The organism is Pseudomonas sp. 34 E 7 (assembly GCF_900005715.1).
GTDB classification, from domain to species: domain Bacteria; phylum Pseudomonadota; class Gammaproteobacteria; order Pseudomonadales; family Pseudomonadaceae; genus Aquipseudomonas; species Aquipseudomonas orientalis_A.
In genome coordinates this window covers 1-18,122 of sequence record NZ_CVTX01000151.1, presented here as the reverse complement: position 1 = coordinate 18,122, position 18,122 = coordinate 1, and the positions used below count along the sequence as shown (strand labels likewise).

Below are 18,122 nucleotides of genomic sequence, written 5' to 3'. Positions count from 1 at the left end.
CAAAGCCCCGCGTTGATCCGACGCGGGGCTTTGCCGTCGCCACGGCTTACCGCTTACGAGGCCGTTCTGCCATGACCGATAAAGAAGTAAAGGCGCCAAAGATCGAATTCCCGGTGACGGATTACCCCATCAAGGTGATCAGCGATACCGGCGTAGGTCGAAAAGACACGATTCTCGAGATTGTGCGCAAACACGCGACCATCAACGACAACCGCGTGGACGAGCGTTCCAGCTCCACGGGTAAATACACGACGATCCAGTTGCACATCGTTGCGACGGATCAGGACCAGCTCTACAACATCAACAGCGAACTGCGGGCCACCGGCTTCGTGCACATGGTGCTGTGATGTCGCACGTCCTGGGCTTTCGCGAGCTCGGCCGGATGGACTACGAGCCCGTCTGGCATGCCATGCAGCGCTTCACCAACGAGCGCGGCACCTCGGCAGCGGATGAAGTCTGGCTGGTCGAGCACCCGCCGGTATTCACCCAGGGCCAGGCCGGCAAGGCCGAGCATCTGCTGCTGCCGGGTGATATTGCGGTGGTGCAGGTCGACCGAGGGGGGCAAGTGACTTACCATGGGCCTGGCCAACTGGTCGCGTATCTGTTGCTGGATGTGCGCAAGCTGGGCTTTGGCGTGCGTGATCTGGTCAGCCGCATGGAGGCTTGCCTGATCGAGCTGCTGGCCAGTTACGGCGTGACCGCCGCGGCCAAGCCCGATGCACCGGGTGTGTATGTGGAGGGCGCGAAAATCGCTTCCCTCGGGCTGCGCATTCGGCACGGTTGTTCCTTTCATGGCCTAGCCCTGAATGTGGACATGGACCTGGCCCCGTTCCAGCGGATCAACCCGTGCGGTTATGCGGGCCTTGCGATGACCCAGTTGAGCGACCATGCAACACCCATAGAATTTGCCGAGGTAAGTGCCCGGCTGCGCGCGCAGCTCGTCAAACACCTCGACTATGCTGAGCAGACGACCCTGACGGGCGGAATCGATTGATATGACTACTGATGTTGTGCAAACCATGATCCCGACGCTGGACATCACCGAGCGTCCAGCCCCGGCCCCACGTGCCAAGGTGGAAGCCGGCGTCAAGCTGCGCGGCGCCGAGAAGGTTGCACGCATCCCGGTGAAGATCATTCCGACCACCGAACTGCCGAAAAAGCCTGACTGGATTCGCGTGCGTATCCCGGTCTCGCCGGAAGTCGACCGTATCAAGGCCCTGCTGCGCAAACACAAGCTGCACAGCGTGTGCGAAGAAGCGTCCTGCCCGAACCTGGGTGAGTGCTTCTCCGGCGGTACCGCCACCTTCATGATCATGGGCGACATCTGCACCCGTCGTTGCCCGTTCTGCGACGTGGGCCACGGCCGGCCGAAGCCGCTGGACGTCAACGAGCCGCAAAGCCTGGCCATTGCCATCGCCGACCTGAAACTCAAATACGTAGTGATCACCTCGGTCGACCGTGACGACTTGCGTGACGGCGGTGCCCAGCACTTTGCCGACTGCATTCGCGAAATCCGCAAACTGTCCCCCAACGTGATGCTCGAAACCCTGGTGCCCGACTACCGTGGACGCATGGACGTGGCGTTGGAAATCACCGCCGCCGAGCCGCCGGATGTGTTCAACCACAACCTGGAAACCGTGCCGCGCCTGTACAAGGCCGCGCGTCCGGGGTCGGATTACCAGTGGTCGCTGACCTTGCTGCAGAAATTCAAGCAAATGATGCCGCACATCCCGACCAAGTCCGGCCTTATGCTGGGCCTGGGCGAAACCGACGAAGAAGTCATCGAAGTCATGAAGCGCATGCGTGAGCATGACATCGACATGCTGACCCTGGGCCAATACCTGCAACCGTCCCGCAGCCACTTGCCGGTGCAGCGCTTCGTGCACCCGGACACCTTCGCCTGGTTCGCCGAGGAAGGTTACAAGATGGGCTTCAAGAACGTCGCATCGGGCCCGCTGGTACGGTCTTCGTACCACGCCGATGAACAGGCCAAGCTGGTCAAGGCGAGCCTGGTATCCTGATAAAGAGTTTCGTAATAAAGAGTTGCTAATAGAGATCTGCCCGCCACCGCAGATCCAATGTGGGAGGGGGCTTGCCCCCGATTGCGGTGTGTCAGTCCCTTGAGTATTGGCTGTCACGCCGCCATCGGGGGCAAGCCCCCTCCCACATTTCGTTATGCGTCATATCAGGGAGAATTGTGCATGACTACCGCCGTACCTGCATTGCGCCTCGAAGGCACCATCGGCCTGATCGCCCCCGCCGGCCCAGCCGCGCTGGACGTCGAAAAAGCCGGGCAATGGATGCGCACCCGTGGCTATGAACTGCGGATTTTCCCCGGTGTGTATGAACGCGACGGCTACCTGGCCGGCAGCGATCAAGTGCGCCTGCGCGACCTTCACGCCGCCTTCGCCGACCCCGAAATCGATGCCATCTTCTGCCTGCGCGGCGGCTACGGTACGCCACGTCTGCTCGACGCGCTGGACTTCGACCTGCTGCGCGCCAACCCCAAGCCCTTCGTCGGCTACAGCGACATCACCGCCTTGCACCTGGCGATCAACCGCTACGCCGGCTTCGTCACTTTCCACGGGCCGATGCTCAATGCCGACCTGCTCGGCGGCAAGCAACCACCTACCGAGTCATCGCTGTTCAGCCTGTTGCGTGGCCAGTTGGGTGCCGGCAGTGTGCTCACGCACCCGGTGGCCTACCCCTTGACCACGATCGAGCCAGGCATCGCCTGCGGGCGCTTGCTGGGCGGTAACTTGTCGATGATCGCGGCGGTGATGGGCACCGCTTATGAAATTGACGCTGAAGGCATCATCCTGTTTATCGAGGACGTCAACGAGCCGCTCTATCGCATCGACCGCTTGCTGACGCACCTGCGCCTGGCGGGCAAACTCGACCAGGTTGCGGGGGTGCTGGTGGGGGATGTGTCGGGTGTGGATAACGGGGCGCTGGAGCGGCTGTTGAAACACACCTTCGAACCGCTGTGCATTCCGGTGCTGGCTGGCTGGCGCAGTGGGCATTGCGATCCGAACCTGACGCTGCCGATGGGCGCGTTGGTGCGGTTGGATGCGGGGCAGCAGCGGGTGGTGCTGGAGCAGGACGTAGTCTGTAAATAGGGGTCGCCTGCCAGACCCTATCGGGGGCAAGCCCCCTCCCACACCTGGAATGCATTTCAAAATGTGGGAGGGGGCTTGCCCCCGATGGCGCCAGTCGCCATAAGCCAATCTATCGGCTTTGCAGCGCCTCCAGCAACTTCACCGTCGGATACCCATCCGCCGGCCAGCCCAGTGCTTGCTGCGCCGCCCGAATCGCCTTGCGCGTGTTGGCGCCGATGATCCCGTCGGCGTTGCCCGCGTCATAACCTTTGGCGCTGAGCGCCGTCTGCAGGTCGATACGCTGCGAGCGGCTCAGGGGCAGCTCATCCTTTGGCCAGCTCCCGCGAATCACCCCACCGCCACCAAAGCGCTCGGACAGCAGGCCAACAGCCAGTGCATAGGACGACGAATTGTTGTATTTCAGGATCGCACGGAAGTTATCCAGCACCAGGAACGCCGGGCCACGGTAGCCGGCCGGCAGCAGCAGGGCGGCGGACAGTTGCTCGACGTTGGCCGGCAGGCTCGCGCCGGGCGGCAGTTGGATACCCAGTTTCAGCCATTCGGCGACGGTCTTGCGGATGCCACCATCGGCCAGGGAATAGTCGAAGCCCGATGGCAATTGCTGCACCTCAACGCCCCACGGCTGGCCTTTCTGCCAACCGGAGCTTTGCAGGTAATGGGCGGTGGAGGCGAGGGCGTCACCCGGGCTGTTCCAGATATCGCGGCGACCGTCACCGTCAAAATCCACCGCGTGGGTGTTGTAGGTGGTTGGGATGAATTGGGTCTGGCCCATCGCGCCGGCCCAGGAGCCTTTCATCTGGTCGGCCGGGATATCGCCGTGCTGGATGATCTGCAGCGCCGCCAGCAGTTGTGCCTGGGCAAACGCCGGGCGGCGGCCTTCATAGGCCAGGGTCGCGAGGGAGCGGATCACCGAGTTATTGCCCTGGAACTGGCCGAAGTTGCTTTCCATGCCCCACACCGAGACCAGTGCCTGGCGATCAACGCCGTAACGCTCCTCGATGCGCTGCAGGATATCGGCGTACTTGACCAGCAACGCCTGGCCGTTGCGCACGCGCAGCGGCGACAGCGCACCGTCAATGTATTCCCACACCGGACGGGAAAACTCCGGCTGGCTGCGGTCGGCGCGAATCACGGCCATGTCCGGGCTGACGCCGGCGAAGGCGTTATCGAAGACTTCGGCGCTGATCCCGGCTTGCAGGGCCTGTGCACGGAACCCGGCCTGCCATTCGGCGAAGGTCTGGGTCGGTTGGATGTCCAGGTTATCCACTGCCAACGGCGCCACGACGGCAGGCGCGATGGCCGGTGCGGTCTTGAGCGGGGGCAGGGGTTGAGCGTCCGCGGCGGTGGGTTTTTCCGCGCAGGCGACAAGCAGAATGAGGCTGGAGGCAGCAATCAACTGGCGAAGGTGCCAGCGACGGGAAAGACTAGAGGGCATGCACAGGTCCAGGGGGTTACAAATCAAGTGCAGACCTTATCATGCCAGAGGGGCGCTTGCCTTCAGGCAGCCAGAAAGTAAGAAGCCTCCCAGCTGTTAGACTGGAAGGCTTCGCGGCGGTAGCTGCCTTTGCCCTTGCCGGCGCGTTCCTGACGGCTGCGGAACAGTGGCTGGGCGATGATGGATTTGGCCTTGTTCGGGCCATGCTTGGATGGCTTTTTGCTCATGATGGATTCTCTCGCTTGGGTGTGGAATGGAGCGGAGCAAATCATCTGCCGAAGTGGCCCGGCTGTAAAGCCCGGCGACAACCCCTGTAGGAGCGAGCTTGCTCGCGAAAAACTCACAGGCGCCGCGTTCATTCAGGAAATACGCGTTATCGTTGACGTTTTTCGCGAGCAAGCTCGCTCCTACATTGGATTCAGGGTGTTTTTGGAAGCAGGGTTATTCGGCTGGCAGGGTGAGGCGCTGGCCGGCCATCAACAGCGACAAACGGCTCAGGCTCATCCACGGCGAACCGGCCGCCTGGCCCTTGATCTGTGCGTCGATGCGCTGTGCTTCGAGCAGCAGTTGCGCCCAGCGTTGCGCCGAGTGCCGTTGCAGGGCCTTGCTCATCAGGGGCTTGCGCTTGTCCCACACCGGCGGCCTGGCCTGGCTGAAGCATTTGTCCAGCGGAATGCCCTGGCTGTACTGCAAGGCAATGTTGGCCAGTACCCGCAGCTCCCGGGCCAGGGCCCAGAGAATCACCGGAGGCTCCACGCCCTCGCCACGCAGCCCTTCGAGCATGCGCAGGGCGTGAGCGGGTTCGCCGTTGAGGATCGCGTCCACCAGCCCGAATACATCAAAGCGCGCACTATCAGCCACCGCGCCCTGCACGGTTTCGACAGTGATCTGCCCCTCTTCGGCCATCAGCTTGAGCTTTTCGATTTCCTGGGCGGCGGCAAGCAGGTTGCCTTCGACCCTGGCGGCGATCAGCTCGACGGCCTCTTGCGTGGCCGACAGCCCCGACTGTGACAGGCGTTGGCGAATCCACTGCGGCAGCTGGCTGCTGTCCACCGGCCAGATCTGAATGAACTGGGTCTGCGGGCCTTCCACCAGGGCCTTGCCCCATTTGGTTTTCTGCGCACTGCCATCCAGCTTGGGCAGGCTGATCAGCAACACCGTGTCTTCAGCAGGTCTCGAGCAATACTCGATCAACGCTGCCGCGCCTTTATCGCCCGGCTTGCCCGAAGGCAGGCGCAGTTCCAAAAGACGTTTTTCGGCAAACAACGACATGCTCGCGCCGGCTTGCAGCAATGTTCCCCAGTCGAAACTGGCGTCGGCACTGAATACCTGGCGCTCATCGAAACCTTGCTGGCGCGCCGCCGAGCGAATGGCGTCGGCCGCTTCCTGGCACAGCAGTGGATCATCGCCGCTGACGATATAGACAGGCGCGAGGCCACCTTGCAGGTGTTTGGCGAGTTGGGCGGGGGCAAGTTTCATAGGCAGGGCGAACGGGGCGCCAGGAGCGCCCCGTTTGGCTTACTCGACAGGGACTTCAACAGGCGACTGTTTCGGCGTGTTGTCTTCGTACTCTTGCGCCGCCTTCAGGGCATCGGCGTCAGCCTTGGCCTTGTTGTCGGCGATTTGCTGCAACTCGGCGAGTTTTTCCGGGTTGAGCAGTTGCAGGCGAGTCATCATGCGCTGAACCAGGTCACGACGCATTTCCTTGCGCGCCTGAAGGATCTCGGAGTCCGAACCCACCAGGTTGTTGCCGTCGTGGCTCACGACTTTCTGGACCTGGATCTTGTCGCCCATCAGCGGCAAGTTATCGCGGCCCTGTACTTCGAAGCTGACGGTGGTGGCCAGCTCGATGTCGGAGGCGCGGCCGGCACTGGCGTAGCTGATGTTGCGCTGGGTTTCGCGCTCATCGACCAGGTTCAGCTTGTAGGTGGCGCCGCTATAGACGTGCACGCCGCTGTTTTCCAGGCTCTGGCGCAGTTGCGTCACGGTTTCGCCGTAGGCGTTACGTGCGCTGACGTCGAGTTCCTTGAGCGACAATTCATTGGTGCCGGTGCCGCGCAGCTGGAAGCCGCAAGCGCTCAACAGAACGGCCAGGCCCATTACCAGCAGATTGCGTTTGATCATGTTGTTGCTCCCCTTGAAACCAGGCGGGCCGTATCGAGGCCCTGAAGGTTTAGTTCGGCGCAGGGCTTGAGCCCTGCGCCCGATCCGATTTAGCTGGCGACGATATTGACCAGTTTTCCAGGCACTACGATCACTTTGCGGATCGTCAGGCCTTCGGTAAAGCGCAGCACGTTCTCGTTGCAGCGTGCAGCCGCTTCGACTTCTTCACGGCTGGCGCTGGCCGGCATGTCGATCTGGCCGCGCAGTTTGCCATTGACCTGGATCACCAGTTGCAGCGTGTCCTGCACCAGCGCGCTGTCATCCTGCACCGGCCAGCGGGCGTCGATGACGGCACCGCTGTGGCCCAGGCGGCTCCACAGTTCGTGGCTGATGTGCGGCGTGATCGGCGCCAGCAGCAGGGTAACCGTTTCCAGGCCTTCCTGGATCAATGCGCGATCCTGTTCCGTGGCCTGCGGGGCTTTTTCCAGCACGTTCATCAGCGTCATCACTTGGGCGATGGCGGTGTTGAACTTGTGGTTCTGCCCTACGTCCTGGCTGGCCTGGCGGATAGCCAGGTGGGTGCTGCGACGAATGGCTTTCTGTTCATCATTCAAGGACGCGACGTCCAGCTTGCCCGGCAAGCCCTGGCTGACGTGGGCATGGGCCAGGCGCCAGACGCGCTTGAGGAAGCGGTGCGAGCCTTCGACGCCGGAGTCGGACCATTCGGCGCTCATGTCGGGCGGCGAGGCGAACATCATGAACAGGCGGCAGGTGTCGGCGCCGAACTGATCGATCATCGATTGCGGATCGACGCCGTTGTTCTTCGACTTGGCCATCTTCTCGGTGCCGCCGATTTCCACCGGCAGGCCGTCGGATTTGAGCTTGGCGCTGATGACCTTGGCCTTGCTGTCACGCTCGAGCTCGACGTCCGCCGGGTTGAACCAGGTGTAGGCGCCATTGGCTTCGCGGCGGTAGTAGGTCTCGGCGATGACCATGCCTTGGGTCAGCAGGTTCTTGAACGGCTCGTCGGAGCTGACCAGGCCTTCGTCGCGCATCAGCTTGTGGAAGAAGCGCGCGTACAGCAGGTGCAGGATGGCGTGTTCGATACCGCCGATGTACTGGTCCACCGGCAACCAGTGGTCGGCTGCGGATTTTTCTACCAGGCCACCTTCATAGTGCGGCGAGGCGTAGCGGGCGTAGTACCACGAGGACTCCACGAAGGTGTCCATGGTGTCGGTTTCACGCTTGGCAGGCTGGCCGCATTTGGGGCAACTGCATTCGTAGAACTCGGGCATGCGCGCCAGTGGCGAACCGGCGCCGTCCGGTACGACGTCTTCGGGCAGGACCACCGGCAGTTGCTCTTCTGGTACCGGCACGTCGCCACAGCTTTCGCAGTGGATGATCGGGATCGGGCAGCCCCAGTAGCGTTGACGGCTGATGCCCCAGTCGCGCAGGCGGAACTGGGTGCGCGAGGCGCCGAGATTTTTCTTGATCAGGGCAACTTCGATGGCGTCGAAAGCGCCCTGGAAGTCCAGGCCGTCGAACTCGCCGGAGTTGATCAGCTCGCCGTGCTCGCCATAGGCGTCCTGCCACGGGGCCGGGCTGGTGTCGCCCGCGCTGGTGCGCACCACCGACTTGATCGGCAGGTCGTACTTGGTGGCGAATTCGAAATCGCGCTCGTCGTGAGCCGGGACTGCCATCACAGCGCCATCGCCGTAATGCATCAGCACATAGTTGGCGACCCAGACCGGCAATTTCTCGCCCGTCAACGGGTGCTCGACGAACAGCCCGGTCGGCAGGCCTTTTTTCTCCTGGGTGGCGACGTCGGCTTCGGCCACGCTGCCGCCCTTGCATTCGGCGATGAACGCCTGCAGCTCAGGGTTGTTCTGTGCGGCCTGGGTGGCCAACGGGTGTTCGGCGGCCACGGCGACATAGGTCGCGCCCATCAGGGTGTCCGGACGGGTGGTGAAGACTTTGAGTGCGCCCGCTTCGCCGATCGAGTCGACGTTGTACGGGAACTGCACTTCCATGCCCTTGGATTTGCCGATCCAGTTGCGCTGCATGGTCTTGACCTGTTCAGGCCAGCCCGGCAAATCGTCGAGGCTCGACAAGAGTTCATCCGCGTAGGCGGTGATCTTGAAGTAGTACATCGGGATTTCGCGTTTTTCGATCAGCGCACCGGAACGCCAGCCGCGGCCGTCGATCACCTGTTCGTTGGCCAGTACGGTCTGGTCAATCGGATCCCAGTTCACGGTGCCGCTTTTTTTGTAGATCACGCCTTTTTTGAACAGGCGAGTGAACAGCCATTGTTCCCAGCGGTAGTAATCCGGCTTGCAGGTGGTCACTTCACGGGACCAGTCCACCGCCAGGCCCAGGCTGCGCAGCTGGGTCTTCATGTAGGCGATGTTTTCGTAGGTCCACTTGGCGGGCGCCACGTTGTTTTTCATCGCGGCGTTTTCCGCCGGCATGCCGAAAGCGTCCCAACCCATGGGTTGCAGAACGTTCTTGCCGAGCATGCGCTGGTAGCGGGAAATCACGTCGCCGATGGTGTAGTTACGCACGTGCCCCATGTGTAGCTTGCCGCTGGGGTAAGGGAACATCGATAGGCAATAGAACGTCTCCTTGCCTGGCTGTTCGCTGACTTCAAAGGACTTTTGCTCGTCCCAGAAGGTTTGTGCGGCATTTTCTATTTCACGGGGCTGATATTGTTCGTGCATGGCTACTTTTGAACTGGATAGGGGTGGCCTAATCCTCTTCGGTGCAACGTTCAGGTTGATCGACACCGGAAAGCGGCGCGTCCGTGCCCAAACCCTGCGGGAAGTGGAGTTACAGGAAGCGCCGTAGCATACATGACCCCACTCTATCGAGGGAAACCCTGATTGCGCAGGCCAGGCCGTCTGTCGCGGCACCGGGCAGGTGCAGCCACGGGGGCTACGCTGTTTATTGGGGAGCAAGTATTTCTTCAATGAGGTGAGGGGATGGCTGAATCGCAGCGAACTTTGACGAAACCGCAGTTATACGAAGGACTGATCGACCGTTTGGGTCGGGCATTGGATGCCGCAAGAACCGCAGGCCGATTGTGTGATGAACGGCCTCTGGAACTGGAGTTGCGAGGCTTGAGCCAGGCAGAGCTTGAACTGATCAAGCGCTATCTGGAATTGCACCACCAGCGCGCCGCTCATGGGCCGGCATCCCCGCCGGTCCCCGAGTCGCCTCGTTCGGCCAAGGTAGTGTGGCTGAAGGATCTGGCGGCCGGTCGCAGCCCGGAAAATGTCCGGTCGATACGGTGCAAGTGACCCCGCGTTATCCGTTGATGTTTACAAAATATGCTCGTAAGGATTGTTGCTGAACCCCGATGCATCTAGGCTTCGGGCATCTTTGGAGATGCCCGATGCCTTTTCGTTATTTCATTAAACAATTGTTGTTGCCGCCCGGTATTTTCCTGCTGTTGCTGGCACTTGCCTGGTGGTTTCGCCGCAGTCGTCCGCGCCTGGCCGGGTGTTGTTTTGCCTTGGGATTGGGCGGGATGTGGTTGATCAGCCTGCCGGTGATGGTGCAGTGGGGCGCACGCGCCCTGGAGACAGCACCGCCTCTGGCCCGCGAGGACTGGGCAAACCTGGCCCAGCGTGCCGACGCGATTGTGGTGCTGGGCTCCGGTCGTGAGCGCGGCGACATTGCGTGGGGCTCCGACCAGCCCACCGGCATCGGTTTGGAGCGTGAACGTTACGCGGCGCGTCTGGCCAAGGCGTCCGGGTTACCGGTGCTGACCAGCGGCGGCCTGCACTACGGCACGCCGCCCAGCGAGGCAGAGCTGATGGCGGTGTCGATGCAGGATGACTTCGGCGTCACGGTACGCTGGAAGGAAGAGCGCAGCCGCACCACTTGGGAAAATGCGCAGATGAGCGCCGAGATACTGTTACCCCAAGGCATCAAGCGCGTGGTGGTGGTGACCCAGGCCTGGCACATGCCGCGTTCGGTGTGGAGTTTTGAGAAGGCCGGCTTCACTGTGGTGCCCGGGCCAGTGGGGTTTCTGGGCGTGGATCACGGTCGGCCGCTCGGCGGGTGGATGCCGGAGGTCAAGTCGGTGTGGCAGAGCGGGCAGTTGATCAATGAGGCAGTGGGGCAGGTGGGGTATAGGTTGTTCTACAGGTAACACCGCAGGACAAATGTGGGAGGGGGCTTGCCCCCGATTGCAGTGTGTCAGTATCAAATGTACTGACTGACACTCTGCCATCGGGGGCAAGCCCCCTCCCACATTGTTTTGTGTTTGCTCAATCAGACGGTTTTAGCCATTCGAGCGGCCAGCAGTGCCCAGCCGAACAGCAGCAGGCACACGATGATCAGCGGCCACGAGCGCCATTGCAGGTACGGCGTCAGGTTGTGCATCGGCACCACGTCGCCATAGAGAATGCCGCGCTCGAACTGCGGGATCTGCGCGGTGATCTGCCCAAACGGGTTGATCAGGCCGGTCACGCCGTTGTTGGTGGCGCGGATCATCCAGCGTCCGGCTTCAAGTGCACGCATCTGCGCCATCTGCAGATGCTGCAGCGGGCCGATCGAGCGGCCGAACCAGGTATCGTTGCTGATCGTCAGCAACAGGTCGCTCTGGGCCGACAGGCCGGCGGCGAACTCCGGGTACACCACTTCATAACAGATGAACGGCGCAATCTGATAACCCTTGGCCTGGAGCATGGGCTGGTCGGAAGGGCCGCGGGCGAAGTCCGACATCGGCAAATCGAAGAAGGCGATCAGCCCGCGCAGCATGTCCTGCAGCGGCACGTACTCACCGAACGGCACCAGCTTCTGCTTGAGGTAGGTGCCTTCACCTTCGCCGACCACGGTGATGCCATTGAAGTAGCGCTTCTCGTGGCGCACTTCCTCGCGAATCGGTACCCCGGTGATCAGTGCGGTATTACGCTCGGCGGCGAACTTGCCCATCATGCCCAGGTAGCCTTCGACCGACTCCTTGAGTACCGGTACGGCCGTTTCCGGCCACACCAGCAGGTCGACGCGTTTGGAACTCAAACTCATGTCGCGGTACAGCGCCAGTTGCGCGTTGAGCTGCTCGGGGTCCCACTTCATGCTTTGCTCGACGTTGCCCTGGATGGCGGCCACGCTCAGGGGCGGGCCGGAGGGCGAGGTCCAGGCATGATGCTTGAGCGCCAGGCCGATGGCCCACGGTGCGACGAGCAGCACCAGGCCGACCGCGATAAAGCTGTTGCGCCGGCTCGCCAGCAGGCGCGGCAGGTTGCACAGCAGGGCGGCGGTCAACGCCAGCGCGAACGAAATCAGCCACATCCCGCCTAAGGGCGCGAGGCCGGTCAGCGGGCCGTCGAGTTGACTGTAGCCCGAATACAGCCACGGGAAACCGGTGAGGAACCAGCCGCGAAAAGCTTCCTGGCCGACCCACAATGCCGCGAACGTCAGCGCATCGGCCAATGGCGCTTCATTGCGGCGCAGCCAGCGCGCCCACAGCCAGGCGGGCAGGGCGAAGAACCAGGCGATGGCGGCGGTGAACAGCAGCATCAGGAACCCCGCCAGCAGCACCGAAGCGCCGCCGAAGTGGTGGATGCTGTAGTAGATCCAGCTGGTGCCGGCGCCAAACAGGCCGAAACCGAAACACCAGCCGCGGCCCAGGGCCTGGCGGGGTGTGAGTTCACGCAGGCCGATATAGAACAGACCGGCCGCCACCAGCGCCAGCGGCCAGATATCGAACGGCGCCAGCGCCAGGGTAGTGATGGCGCCGGCCACCACGGCCAGCAGGTTACCGGGCCAGCCGGGTGCGATCAGACGGCGCATTTCAGTCCTTAACCCTCAACGGGCGATAGGGGTCAAACGGATCAGGTGGATACGACGGCTGTCCGCGTTGAGGATGCGGAACCGATACGCGCCGATCTCGGTGGTTTCGTTACGCTTGGGCAGGTGCCCGAATGCACTCATCACCAGGCCGCCGACGGTGTCGAATTCATCGTCGGAAAACTCGCTGTCGAAGAACTCGTTGAAGTTCTCGATGGGCGTCAAGGCCTTGATCAGGAAGTCACCGCTGGGCAGTGGCTTGATGTAGCTGTCTTCTTCGACGTCGTGCTCGTCTTCGATGTCGCCGACGATCTGCTCCAGTACGTCTTCGATGGTCACCAGGCCAGCCACGCCGCCGTATTCGTCGATCACAATGGCCATGTGATTGTGGTTGGCGCGAAATTCACGCAGCAGCACGTTCAGGCGCTTGGATTCAGGCACGAAGGTGGCCGGGCGCAGCAGGTCCTTGATGTTGAAGTTGTCGCCGTTCTCCTTGAGGATCAGCGGCAACAGGTCCTTGGCCAGCAGGACGCCCATGACGTCGTCATGGCTTTCGCCGATCACCGGGTAGCGCGAGTGCGCCGAGTCGATCACGGCCGGGAGGAATTCCCGTGGGGTCTGGGTCGCCTTGATGCTGATCATCTGCGAGCGCGGCACCATGATGTCGCGTACTTGCAGGTCAGCCACCTGGATGGCGCCTTCGACAATGGCCAGCGCTTCGCTGTCCAGCAACTTGTTCTGGTGGGCCTCGCGCAGCAGCTCCAGCAGCTCCTGGCGGTTTTTCGGCTCGTGGGCAAAAGCCTGGGTCAGTTTACCCAGCCATGACTTTTGCCCGTTGCTCGATCGGTCTTCGCTCATAGCGATTACTCTAAATCCTTTGATATGACAGTTGAGTGTTGATCAGTTTTCGTCGTCTGCGTAGGGGTCGCGATGCCCCAATTCAGCAAGCAACGTTCGTTCCAGTGCTTCCATTTCCTCGGCTTCGTCATCGTCTATATGGTCGTAACCCAAGAGATGCAAGCAGCCGTGGATGACTAGATGGGCCCAGTGGGCCTCAAGTTCCTTGCCTTGTTCGCGCGCTTCGCGTTCCACCACTTCGACGCAGATCACCAGATCGCCCAGCAGCGGGATATCCAGTAATTCGTCGGGTACGTCGGCGGGGAAGGACAGCACGTTGGTCGCGTAGTCTTTCTGGCGCCAGGTGTGGTTCAGCTCGCGGCCTTCGGGCTCATCCACCAGACGAATGGTCAGTTCCGAGTCGGCAGTGCGCTGGCGCAGGGCCAGGGCGCACCATTGACGAAACTGTGCTTCGCCGGGGGCGGGCGCTTCGGTGGCCCGCTGCAGGTCAAGCTCAAGCATCGCGGCGCGTGTCCTGGGCCGGTGCGTCGTCCTTGTGGTCGAAACGCTCATAGGCTTCTACGATGCGCTGCACCAGCGGATGACGGACCACGTCCTTGGGCATGAAGTGCGTGAAGCTGATACCCGGTACGTCCTTGAGCACCTCGATCACCTGCGCCAGCCCGGACTTGGTGCCTTTAGGCAGGTCGACCTGGGTGACGTCACCGGTAATCACGGCCGTGGAGCCGAAACCGATACGGGTGAGGAACATCTTCATTTGCTCGACCGTGGTGTTCTGGCTTTCGTCGAGGATGATGAAGCTGTTGTTCAAGGTGCGACCGCGCATGTAGGCCAGCGGGGCGATTTCGATCACCTGGCGCTCGATCAGCTTGGCGACGTATTCAAAGCCGAGCATCTCGTACAGCGCGTCGTAGAGCGGGCGCAGGTACGGGTCGATCTTCTGGGCCAGGTCGCCGGGCAGGAAGCCGAGTTTTTCACCCGCTTCGACCGCCGGGCGCACCAGCAGGATGCGGCGAACCTGTTCGCGCTCCAGGGCATCCACCGCACAGGCCACGGCCAGGTAGGTCTTGCCGGTACCGGCCGGGCCGATGCCGAAGTTGATGTCGTTGCCGAGGATTTCCTTGACGTACTTCTGCTGATTCAAGCCGCGCGGGCGAATCATGCCTTTTTTGGTACGCAGGGCCACGCTGGCTTCGGCCACAGGATTGTTGGCCAGGTCTTCCACGGCGGATTCCTGCAGGTACAGGTGCACCGTTTCCGGCGACAGCTCACTGCCCTTGGTTTCGCGGTAGAGGCGCCGCAGCAGGTTTTCCGCAGACGTGGTGTGTTGGGGTTCACCAATAAGCTCGAACTGATTGCCGCGGTTGCGGATCTCGATGCTCAGGCGTTGTTCGATCAGGCGCAGGTGCTCGTCGAACTGTCCGCACAGGTTGGCGAAACGGCGAGCCTCAAACGGCTCGAGGAGAAAACGATGGGGTTCTACTGTAGGTGCGTTCAAGGTCGCTTTTAGCCGCCCTTTGGCTGTTGAGGTGAAACAGAGAATAACGCCAGTGGCGCGGGTACGAAAGCACTTACGTCATCGGAATGTTGCATGGATCCAATGTGGGAGGGGGCTTGCCCCCGATGGCGGAGTGTCAGCCGACACATTTGGTACTCAGGCACCCCAATCGGGGGCAAGCCCCCTCCCACATTAGTTCTGCACTTGCCTTGGCAGCCGGGGGCGTCAGTTGATCAACGAACCGCGCAGCGAGTGCGGTTGCGCCGCATCGATGTGTACGTCGGCAAACTGGCCGATCAGGGTCGGGTTGTCGCAGCGGAAGTTGACGATGCGGTTGTTCTCGGTACGGCCCTGCAATTCGCCCGGGTCCTTCTTCGAGTAGTCGGTCACCAGGATGCGCTGGATCGAACCGACCATTTGTCGGCTGATCTCGAAACCCTGCTGATTCAGGCGATGTTGCAGCGCATTCAAGCGTTCTTTTTTCAACGCTTCCGGGGTTTCGTCCGGCAGGTCGGCCGCTGGGGTGCCCGGGCGCTGGCTGTAGACGAACGAGTAGGAGAAGTCGAAACCGACGTCCTCGATCAGCTTCATGGTCTGCTCGAAGTCTTTCTCGGTTTCGCCGGGGAAACCGACGATGAAGTCCGAGCTGATGCAGATGCCCGGCACTGCGGCGCGCAATTTACGCAGCTTGGATTTGTACTCCAGGGCCGTGTGGTTGCGCTTCATGGCCGACAGGATGCGGTCCGAGCCCGACTGCACCGGCAGGTGCAGGTGTTTGACCAGCTCCGGCACGTCGGCGTGGGCCTGGATCAGGCTGTCGGAAAATTCCAGCGGGTGCGACGTGGTGTAGCGGATGCGCTCGATGCCATCGACGGCGGCGACTACGCGGATCAACTCCGCCAGGTCAGCCAGGCGCCCATCGTCGGTCTGGCCCCGGTAACCGTTGACGTTCTGGCCCAGCAGGGTGACTTCACGCACGCCGTTTTCGGCCAAGTGGATGATTTCCGACAGCACATCGTCAAACGGCCGGCTGACTTCTTCGCCACGGGTGTAGGGCACTACACAGAAGGTGCAGTACTTGCTGCAGCCTTCCATCACCGACACATAGGCACTTGGCCCGTCGATGCGCGGCTCGGGCAAATGGTCGAATTTTTCGATTTCAGGGAACGACACGTCCACTTGCGGCAACTTGGTGATGCGCGCGGCGTCGATCATTTCCGGCAGGCGGTGCAGGGTCTGCGGGCCGAAGACCACGTCGACATAGGGCGCGCGGTCGCGGATCGCGGCGCCTTCCTGGCTGGCCACGCAACCGCCGACGGCGATCACCATGTCCGGGTTGGCCAGCTTCAATTCGCGCCAGCGGCCCAGCTGCGAGTACACACGGTCCTGGGCCCGCTCGCGGATCGAGCAGGTATTGAGCAGGATCACGTCGGCATCTTCGGCGCGGGCGGTGACTTCCAGGGCCTGGTGTTCGCCCAGCAGATCGACCATGCGCGAGCTGTCGTACTCGTTCATCTGGCAACCGTGGGTTTCGATGTAAAGCTTCTTGGCCATGGGGATCGTCAACTGGTGGTAAATAACCGCGCATTATAGGGGGCATGCCCATTGGTTCCTAGCGCTGTGCATCGGGTGCCATGCTATAGTTCGCGCCCTCTTTTATATCCGCGATGTGTTGCTCGCCCGCCATGACCAAACGTGAAGCTCCAATCTACAAGGTGATTTTCCTCAACCAGGGCCAGGTGTTCGAAATGTACGCCAAGCAGATCTATCAAAGTGATCTGTGGGGCTTCCTGGAGGTGGAAGAGTTCGTCTTTGGCGAGCGTACCCAATTGGTCGTCGACCCGGGCGAAGAAAAGCTCAAGGCCCAGTTCGAAGGCGTGGTGCGCAGCTTTGTGCCGATGCATTCGATCGTGCGCATCGATGAAGTCGAGCGCCTGGGTACGCCGAAGATCAGCGAGGCGCGGGGCGTGAGCAATGTCATGCCGTTCCCGATGCCGATGCCGGAGAAGTGACCCTCAATTAATTTGTAGGGCGTTTCCGAAATTGCCCTCTTGTGGATAGACATTTTGTTTGAAAGATAGCAAATTTTGTTTATTCGGAGAGGGCGCCATGAATCTATTAATAATAAGAAAACCTTTAAATAAACCTCGAAGTTTCCCCGTTTCAATTCCCTTGAATCACGCCATTCAATAGCCCCGAGTTTTATCACGCCGTCATTAACGAACCTTACTGTTCGGGAGTAGCCCTGTGCGCGATCCTCGCTATGACATTCTGTTTGAGCCGGTACAAATAGGCCCGGTTCGCACCCGTAATCGCTTTTACCAAGTTCCCCACTGCAATGGCATGGGCCATGTGCACCCGTCGGCCATGGCTCGCATGCGCGGGATTAAGGCCGAGGGCGGCTGGGGGGTGGTGTGCACTGAAGAGTGTGAAATCAGCCCGCTGAGCGAGTTCTCGCCTTATATCGAGGCGCGGTTATGGGATGAACGCGACATCCCGGCCCTGGCGAAAATGTGTGAGGCAGTGCACCAGCACGGTTCGTTGGCCGGCGTCGAGCTGGCGTTCAACGGTTACTCCGCGCCTAACCGCTACAGCCGCGAAATTCCCTGGGCGCCGTCCAATACGCCAGTGCGCAGTTATGACCCGGTGCAGGCCCGGGCCATGAGTCGTGCCGATATCCAGCAGTTGCGCGCCTTGCATCGGGCGGCGGCCCTGCGCGCGCGGGAGGCCGGCTTTGACATCATTTATGTGTATGCCGGGCACGACCTGAGCGTCCCGTTCCATTTCCTCACGCCGCGTAACAACCGGCGCACGGATGAGTACGGCGGAGTGCTGGAAAATCGCGTGCGACTGCTGCGCGAACTGATTGAGGACACCCGCGATGCAGTGGGCGACCGCTGTGCCGTGGCGGTCCGCCTGGCGGTGGATGAGCAGATGGCCGGCGGCCTCAGTCGCGAGGGCGAAGGCGCCGAGGTGTTCTCGATGTTGGCGGACCTGCCGGACCTGTGGGACATCAATGTCGCCGACTGGTCGAACGACAGCGTGACGGCGCGCTTTGCCGGCGAAGGCTATCAGGAGGCTTTCCTGGTGGGGCTCAAGGCGCTGACCCGCAAGCCGGTGGTCGGCGTTGGGCGCTTTACTTCGCCGGACACCATGGTGTCCCTGGTACGCCGTGGCGTGCTCGACCTGATCGGCGCCGCGCGCCCTTCGATTGCCGATCCGTTCCTGCCGAAGAAGATTGAAACAGGGCGCGCCGAGGAAATTCGCGAATGTATCGGCTGCAATGTGTGCGTCAGCGGCGACCACACCAGTA

The 18,122-nt window shown here is 61.6% G+C and carries 17 protein-coding genes and 1 pseudogene; 8 read left to right on the top strand and 10 right to left on the bottom strand.

Going from position 1 to position 18,122, the window contains the following annotated elements; genetic code table 11:
• The first annotated feature begins 71 nt into the window (after nucleotides 1-71).
• The 4 genes from BFP96_RS18215 (at nucleotide 72) to BFP96_RS18200 (ending at nucleotide 3,119) form a co-directional block, all read left to right on the top strand.
• The gene (locus tag BFP96_RS18215; protein WP_065886843.1) at nucleotides 72-347 is read left to right on the top strand and encodes a DUF493 domain-containing protein; all 276 of its coding nucleotides are present in this window, start codon (nucleotides 72-74) and stop codon (nucleotides 345-347) included.
• Nucleotides 347-994 carry a lipoyl(octanoyl) transferase LipB gene (gene lipB, locus BFP96_RS18210; protein ID WP_065897176.1) on the top strand — a complete coding sequence of 216 codons (648 nt, stop codon included), beginning with the start codon at nucleotides 347-349 and terminating at the stop codon, nucleotides 992-994. The genes BFP96_RS18215 and lipB overlap by 1 nt, the downstream gene beginning before the upstream one ends.
• Before the next feature lie 25 nt (nucleotides 995-1,019).
• The gene (gene lipA, locus BFP96_RS18205; RefSeq protein WP_162276339.1) at nucleotides 1,020-2,021 is read left to right on the top strand and encodes a lipoyl synthase; all 1,002 of its coding nucleotides are present in this window, start codon (nucleotides 1,020-1,022) and stop codon (nucleotides 2,019-2,021) included.
• A 180-nt stretch (nucleotides 2,022-2,201) separates the two neighbouring features.
• Nucleotides 2,202-3,119, top strand: coding sequence for a S66 peptidase family protein (locus tag BFP96_RS18200; protein ID WP_065936752.1), 918 nt, complete (start codon nucleotides 2,202-2,204; stop codon nucleotides 3,117-3,119).
• A 109-nt stretch (nucleotides 3,120-3,228) separates the two neighbouring features.
• Here the strand turns inward: BFP96_RS18200 and BFP96_RS18195 are convergent, their stop codons facing one another.
• The 5 genes from BFP96_RS18195 to leuS all read right to left on the bottom strand — a co-directional run bounded on the left by BFP96_RS18195 (nucleotide 3,229) and on the right by leuS (nucleotide 9,374).
• On the bottom strand, nucleotides 3,229-4,554 hold the full coding sequence (locus BFP96_RS18195) for a lytic murein transglycosylase (RefSeq protein WP_065932376.1): 1,326 nt from the start codon (nucleotides 4,552-4,554) through the stop codon (nucleotides 3,229-3,231).
• Between the two features lie 62 nt (nucleotides 4,555-4,616).
• Entirely contained in the window at nucleotides 4,617-4,781 is a 165-nt protein-coding gene (gene arfA / locus BFP96_RS18190) for an alternative ribosome rescue factor ArfA (protein WP_003176285.1), read from the bottom strand.
• Between the two features lie 214 nt (nucleotides 4,782-4,995).
• Entirely contained in the window at nucleotides 4,996-6,033 is a 1,038-nt protein-coding gene (gene holA, locus BFP96_RS18185) for a DNA polymerase III subunit delta (protein ID WP_065895175.1), read from the bottom strand.
• A gap of 39 nt (nucleotides 6,034-6,072) precedes the next feature.
• A complete protein-coding gene (gene lptE, locus BFP96_RS18180; RefSeq protein ID WP_065886849.1) occupies nucleotides 6,073-6,678 on the bottom strand; it encodes an LPS-assembly lipoprotein LptE in 606 nt (201 codons plus the stop codon).
• An 89-nt stretch (nucleotides 6,679-6,767) separates the two neighbouring features.
• Entirely contained in the window at nucleotides 6,768-9,374 is a 2,607-nt protein-coding gene (gene leuS / locus BFP96_RS18175; protein WP_065936751.1) for a leucine--tRNA ligase, read from the bottom strand.
• Nucleotides 9,375-9,635: 261 nt separating this feature from the next.
• Here leuS and BFP96_RS29330 point away from each other — a divergent pair, with 261 nt between their 5' ends.
• Together BFP96_RS29330 and BFP96_RS18170 are read left to right on the top strand one after the other, a co-directional pair.
• The gene (locus tag BFP96_RS29330; protein ID WP_083203251.1) at nucleotides 9,636-9,953 is read left to right on the top strand and encodes a hypothetical protein; all 318 of its coding nucleotides are present in this window, start codon (nucleotides 9,636-9,638) and stop codon (nucleotides 9,951-9,953) included.
• 95 nt (nucleotides 9,954-10,048) lie between these two features.
• Nucleotides 10,049-10,810, top strand: coding sequence for a YdcF family protein (locus BFP96_RS18170; RefSeq protein ID WP_065886851.1), 762 nt, complete (start codon nucleotides 10,049-10,051; stop codon nucleotides 10,808-10,810).
• Between the two features lie 122 nt (nucleotides 10,811-10,932).
• Here the strand turns inward: BFP96_RS18170 and lnt are convergent, their stop codons facing one another.
• The 5 genes from lnt to miaB form a co-directional block, all read right to left on the bottom strand.
• Nucleotides 10,933-12,456, bottom strand: a complete 1,524-nt coding sequence (gene lnt / locus BFP96_RS18165; protein WP_065895178.1) for an apolipoprotein N-acyltransferase — start codon at nucleotides 12,454-12,456, stop codon at nucleotides 10,933-10,935.
• 15 nt (nucleotides 12,457-12,471) lie between these two features.
• Nucleotides 12,472-13,311 carry an HlyC/CorC family transporter gene (locus tag BFP96_RS18160; protein ID WP_065886853.1) on the bottom strand — a complete coding sequence of 280 codons (840 nt, stop codon included), beginning with the start codon at nucleotides 13,309-13,311 and terminating at the stop codon, nucleotides 12,472-12,474.
• Between the two features lie 42 nt (nucleotides 13,312-13,353).
• Nucleotides 13,354-13,812 (bottom strand): rRNA maturation RNase YbeY, encoded by a 459-nt coding sequence (gene ybeY, locus BFP96_RS18155; protein WP_065886854.1) that lies wholly within the window; start codon nucleotides 13,810-13,812, stop codon nucleotides 13,354-13,356.
• A complete protein-coding gene (locus BFP96_RS18150; RefSeq protein WP_065886855.1) occupies nucleotides 13,805-14,809 on the bottom strand; it encodes a PhoH family protein in 1,005 nt (334 codons plus the stop codon). The genes ybeY and BFP96_RS18150 overlap by 8 nt, the downstream gene beginning before the upstream one ends.
• A gap of 225 nt (nucleotides 14,810-15,034) precedes the next feature.
• A complete protein-coding gene (gene miaB, locus BFP96_RS18145) occupies nucleotides 15,035-16,363 on the bottom strand; it encodes a tRNA (N6-isopentenyl adenosine(37)-C2)-methylthiotransferase MiaB (RefSeq protein ID WP_065886856.1) in 1,329 nt (442 codons plus the stop codon).
• 131 nt (nucleotides 16,364-16,494) lie between these two features.
• Between miaB and BFP96_RS18140 the strand changes: the two genes are divergently transcribed.
• Entirely contained in the window at nucleotides 16,495-16,821 is a 327-nt protein-coding gene (locus BFP96_RS18140; RefSeq protein ID WP_003236992.1) for a DUF1820 family protein, read from the top strand.
• 235 nt (nucleotides 16,822-17,056) lie between these two features.
• Nucleotides 17,057-18,122 (top strand): annotated as a pseudogene (locus BFP96_RS18135) (trimethylamine dehydrogenase); the annotation flags it as partial.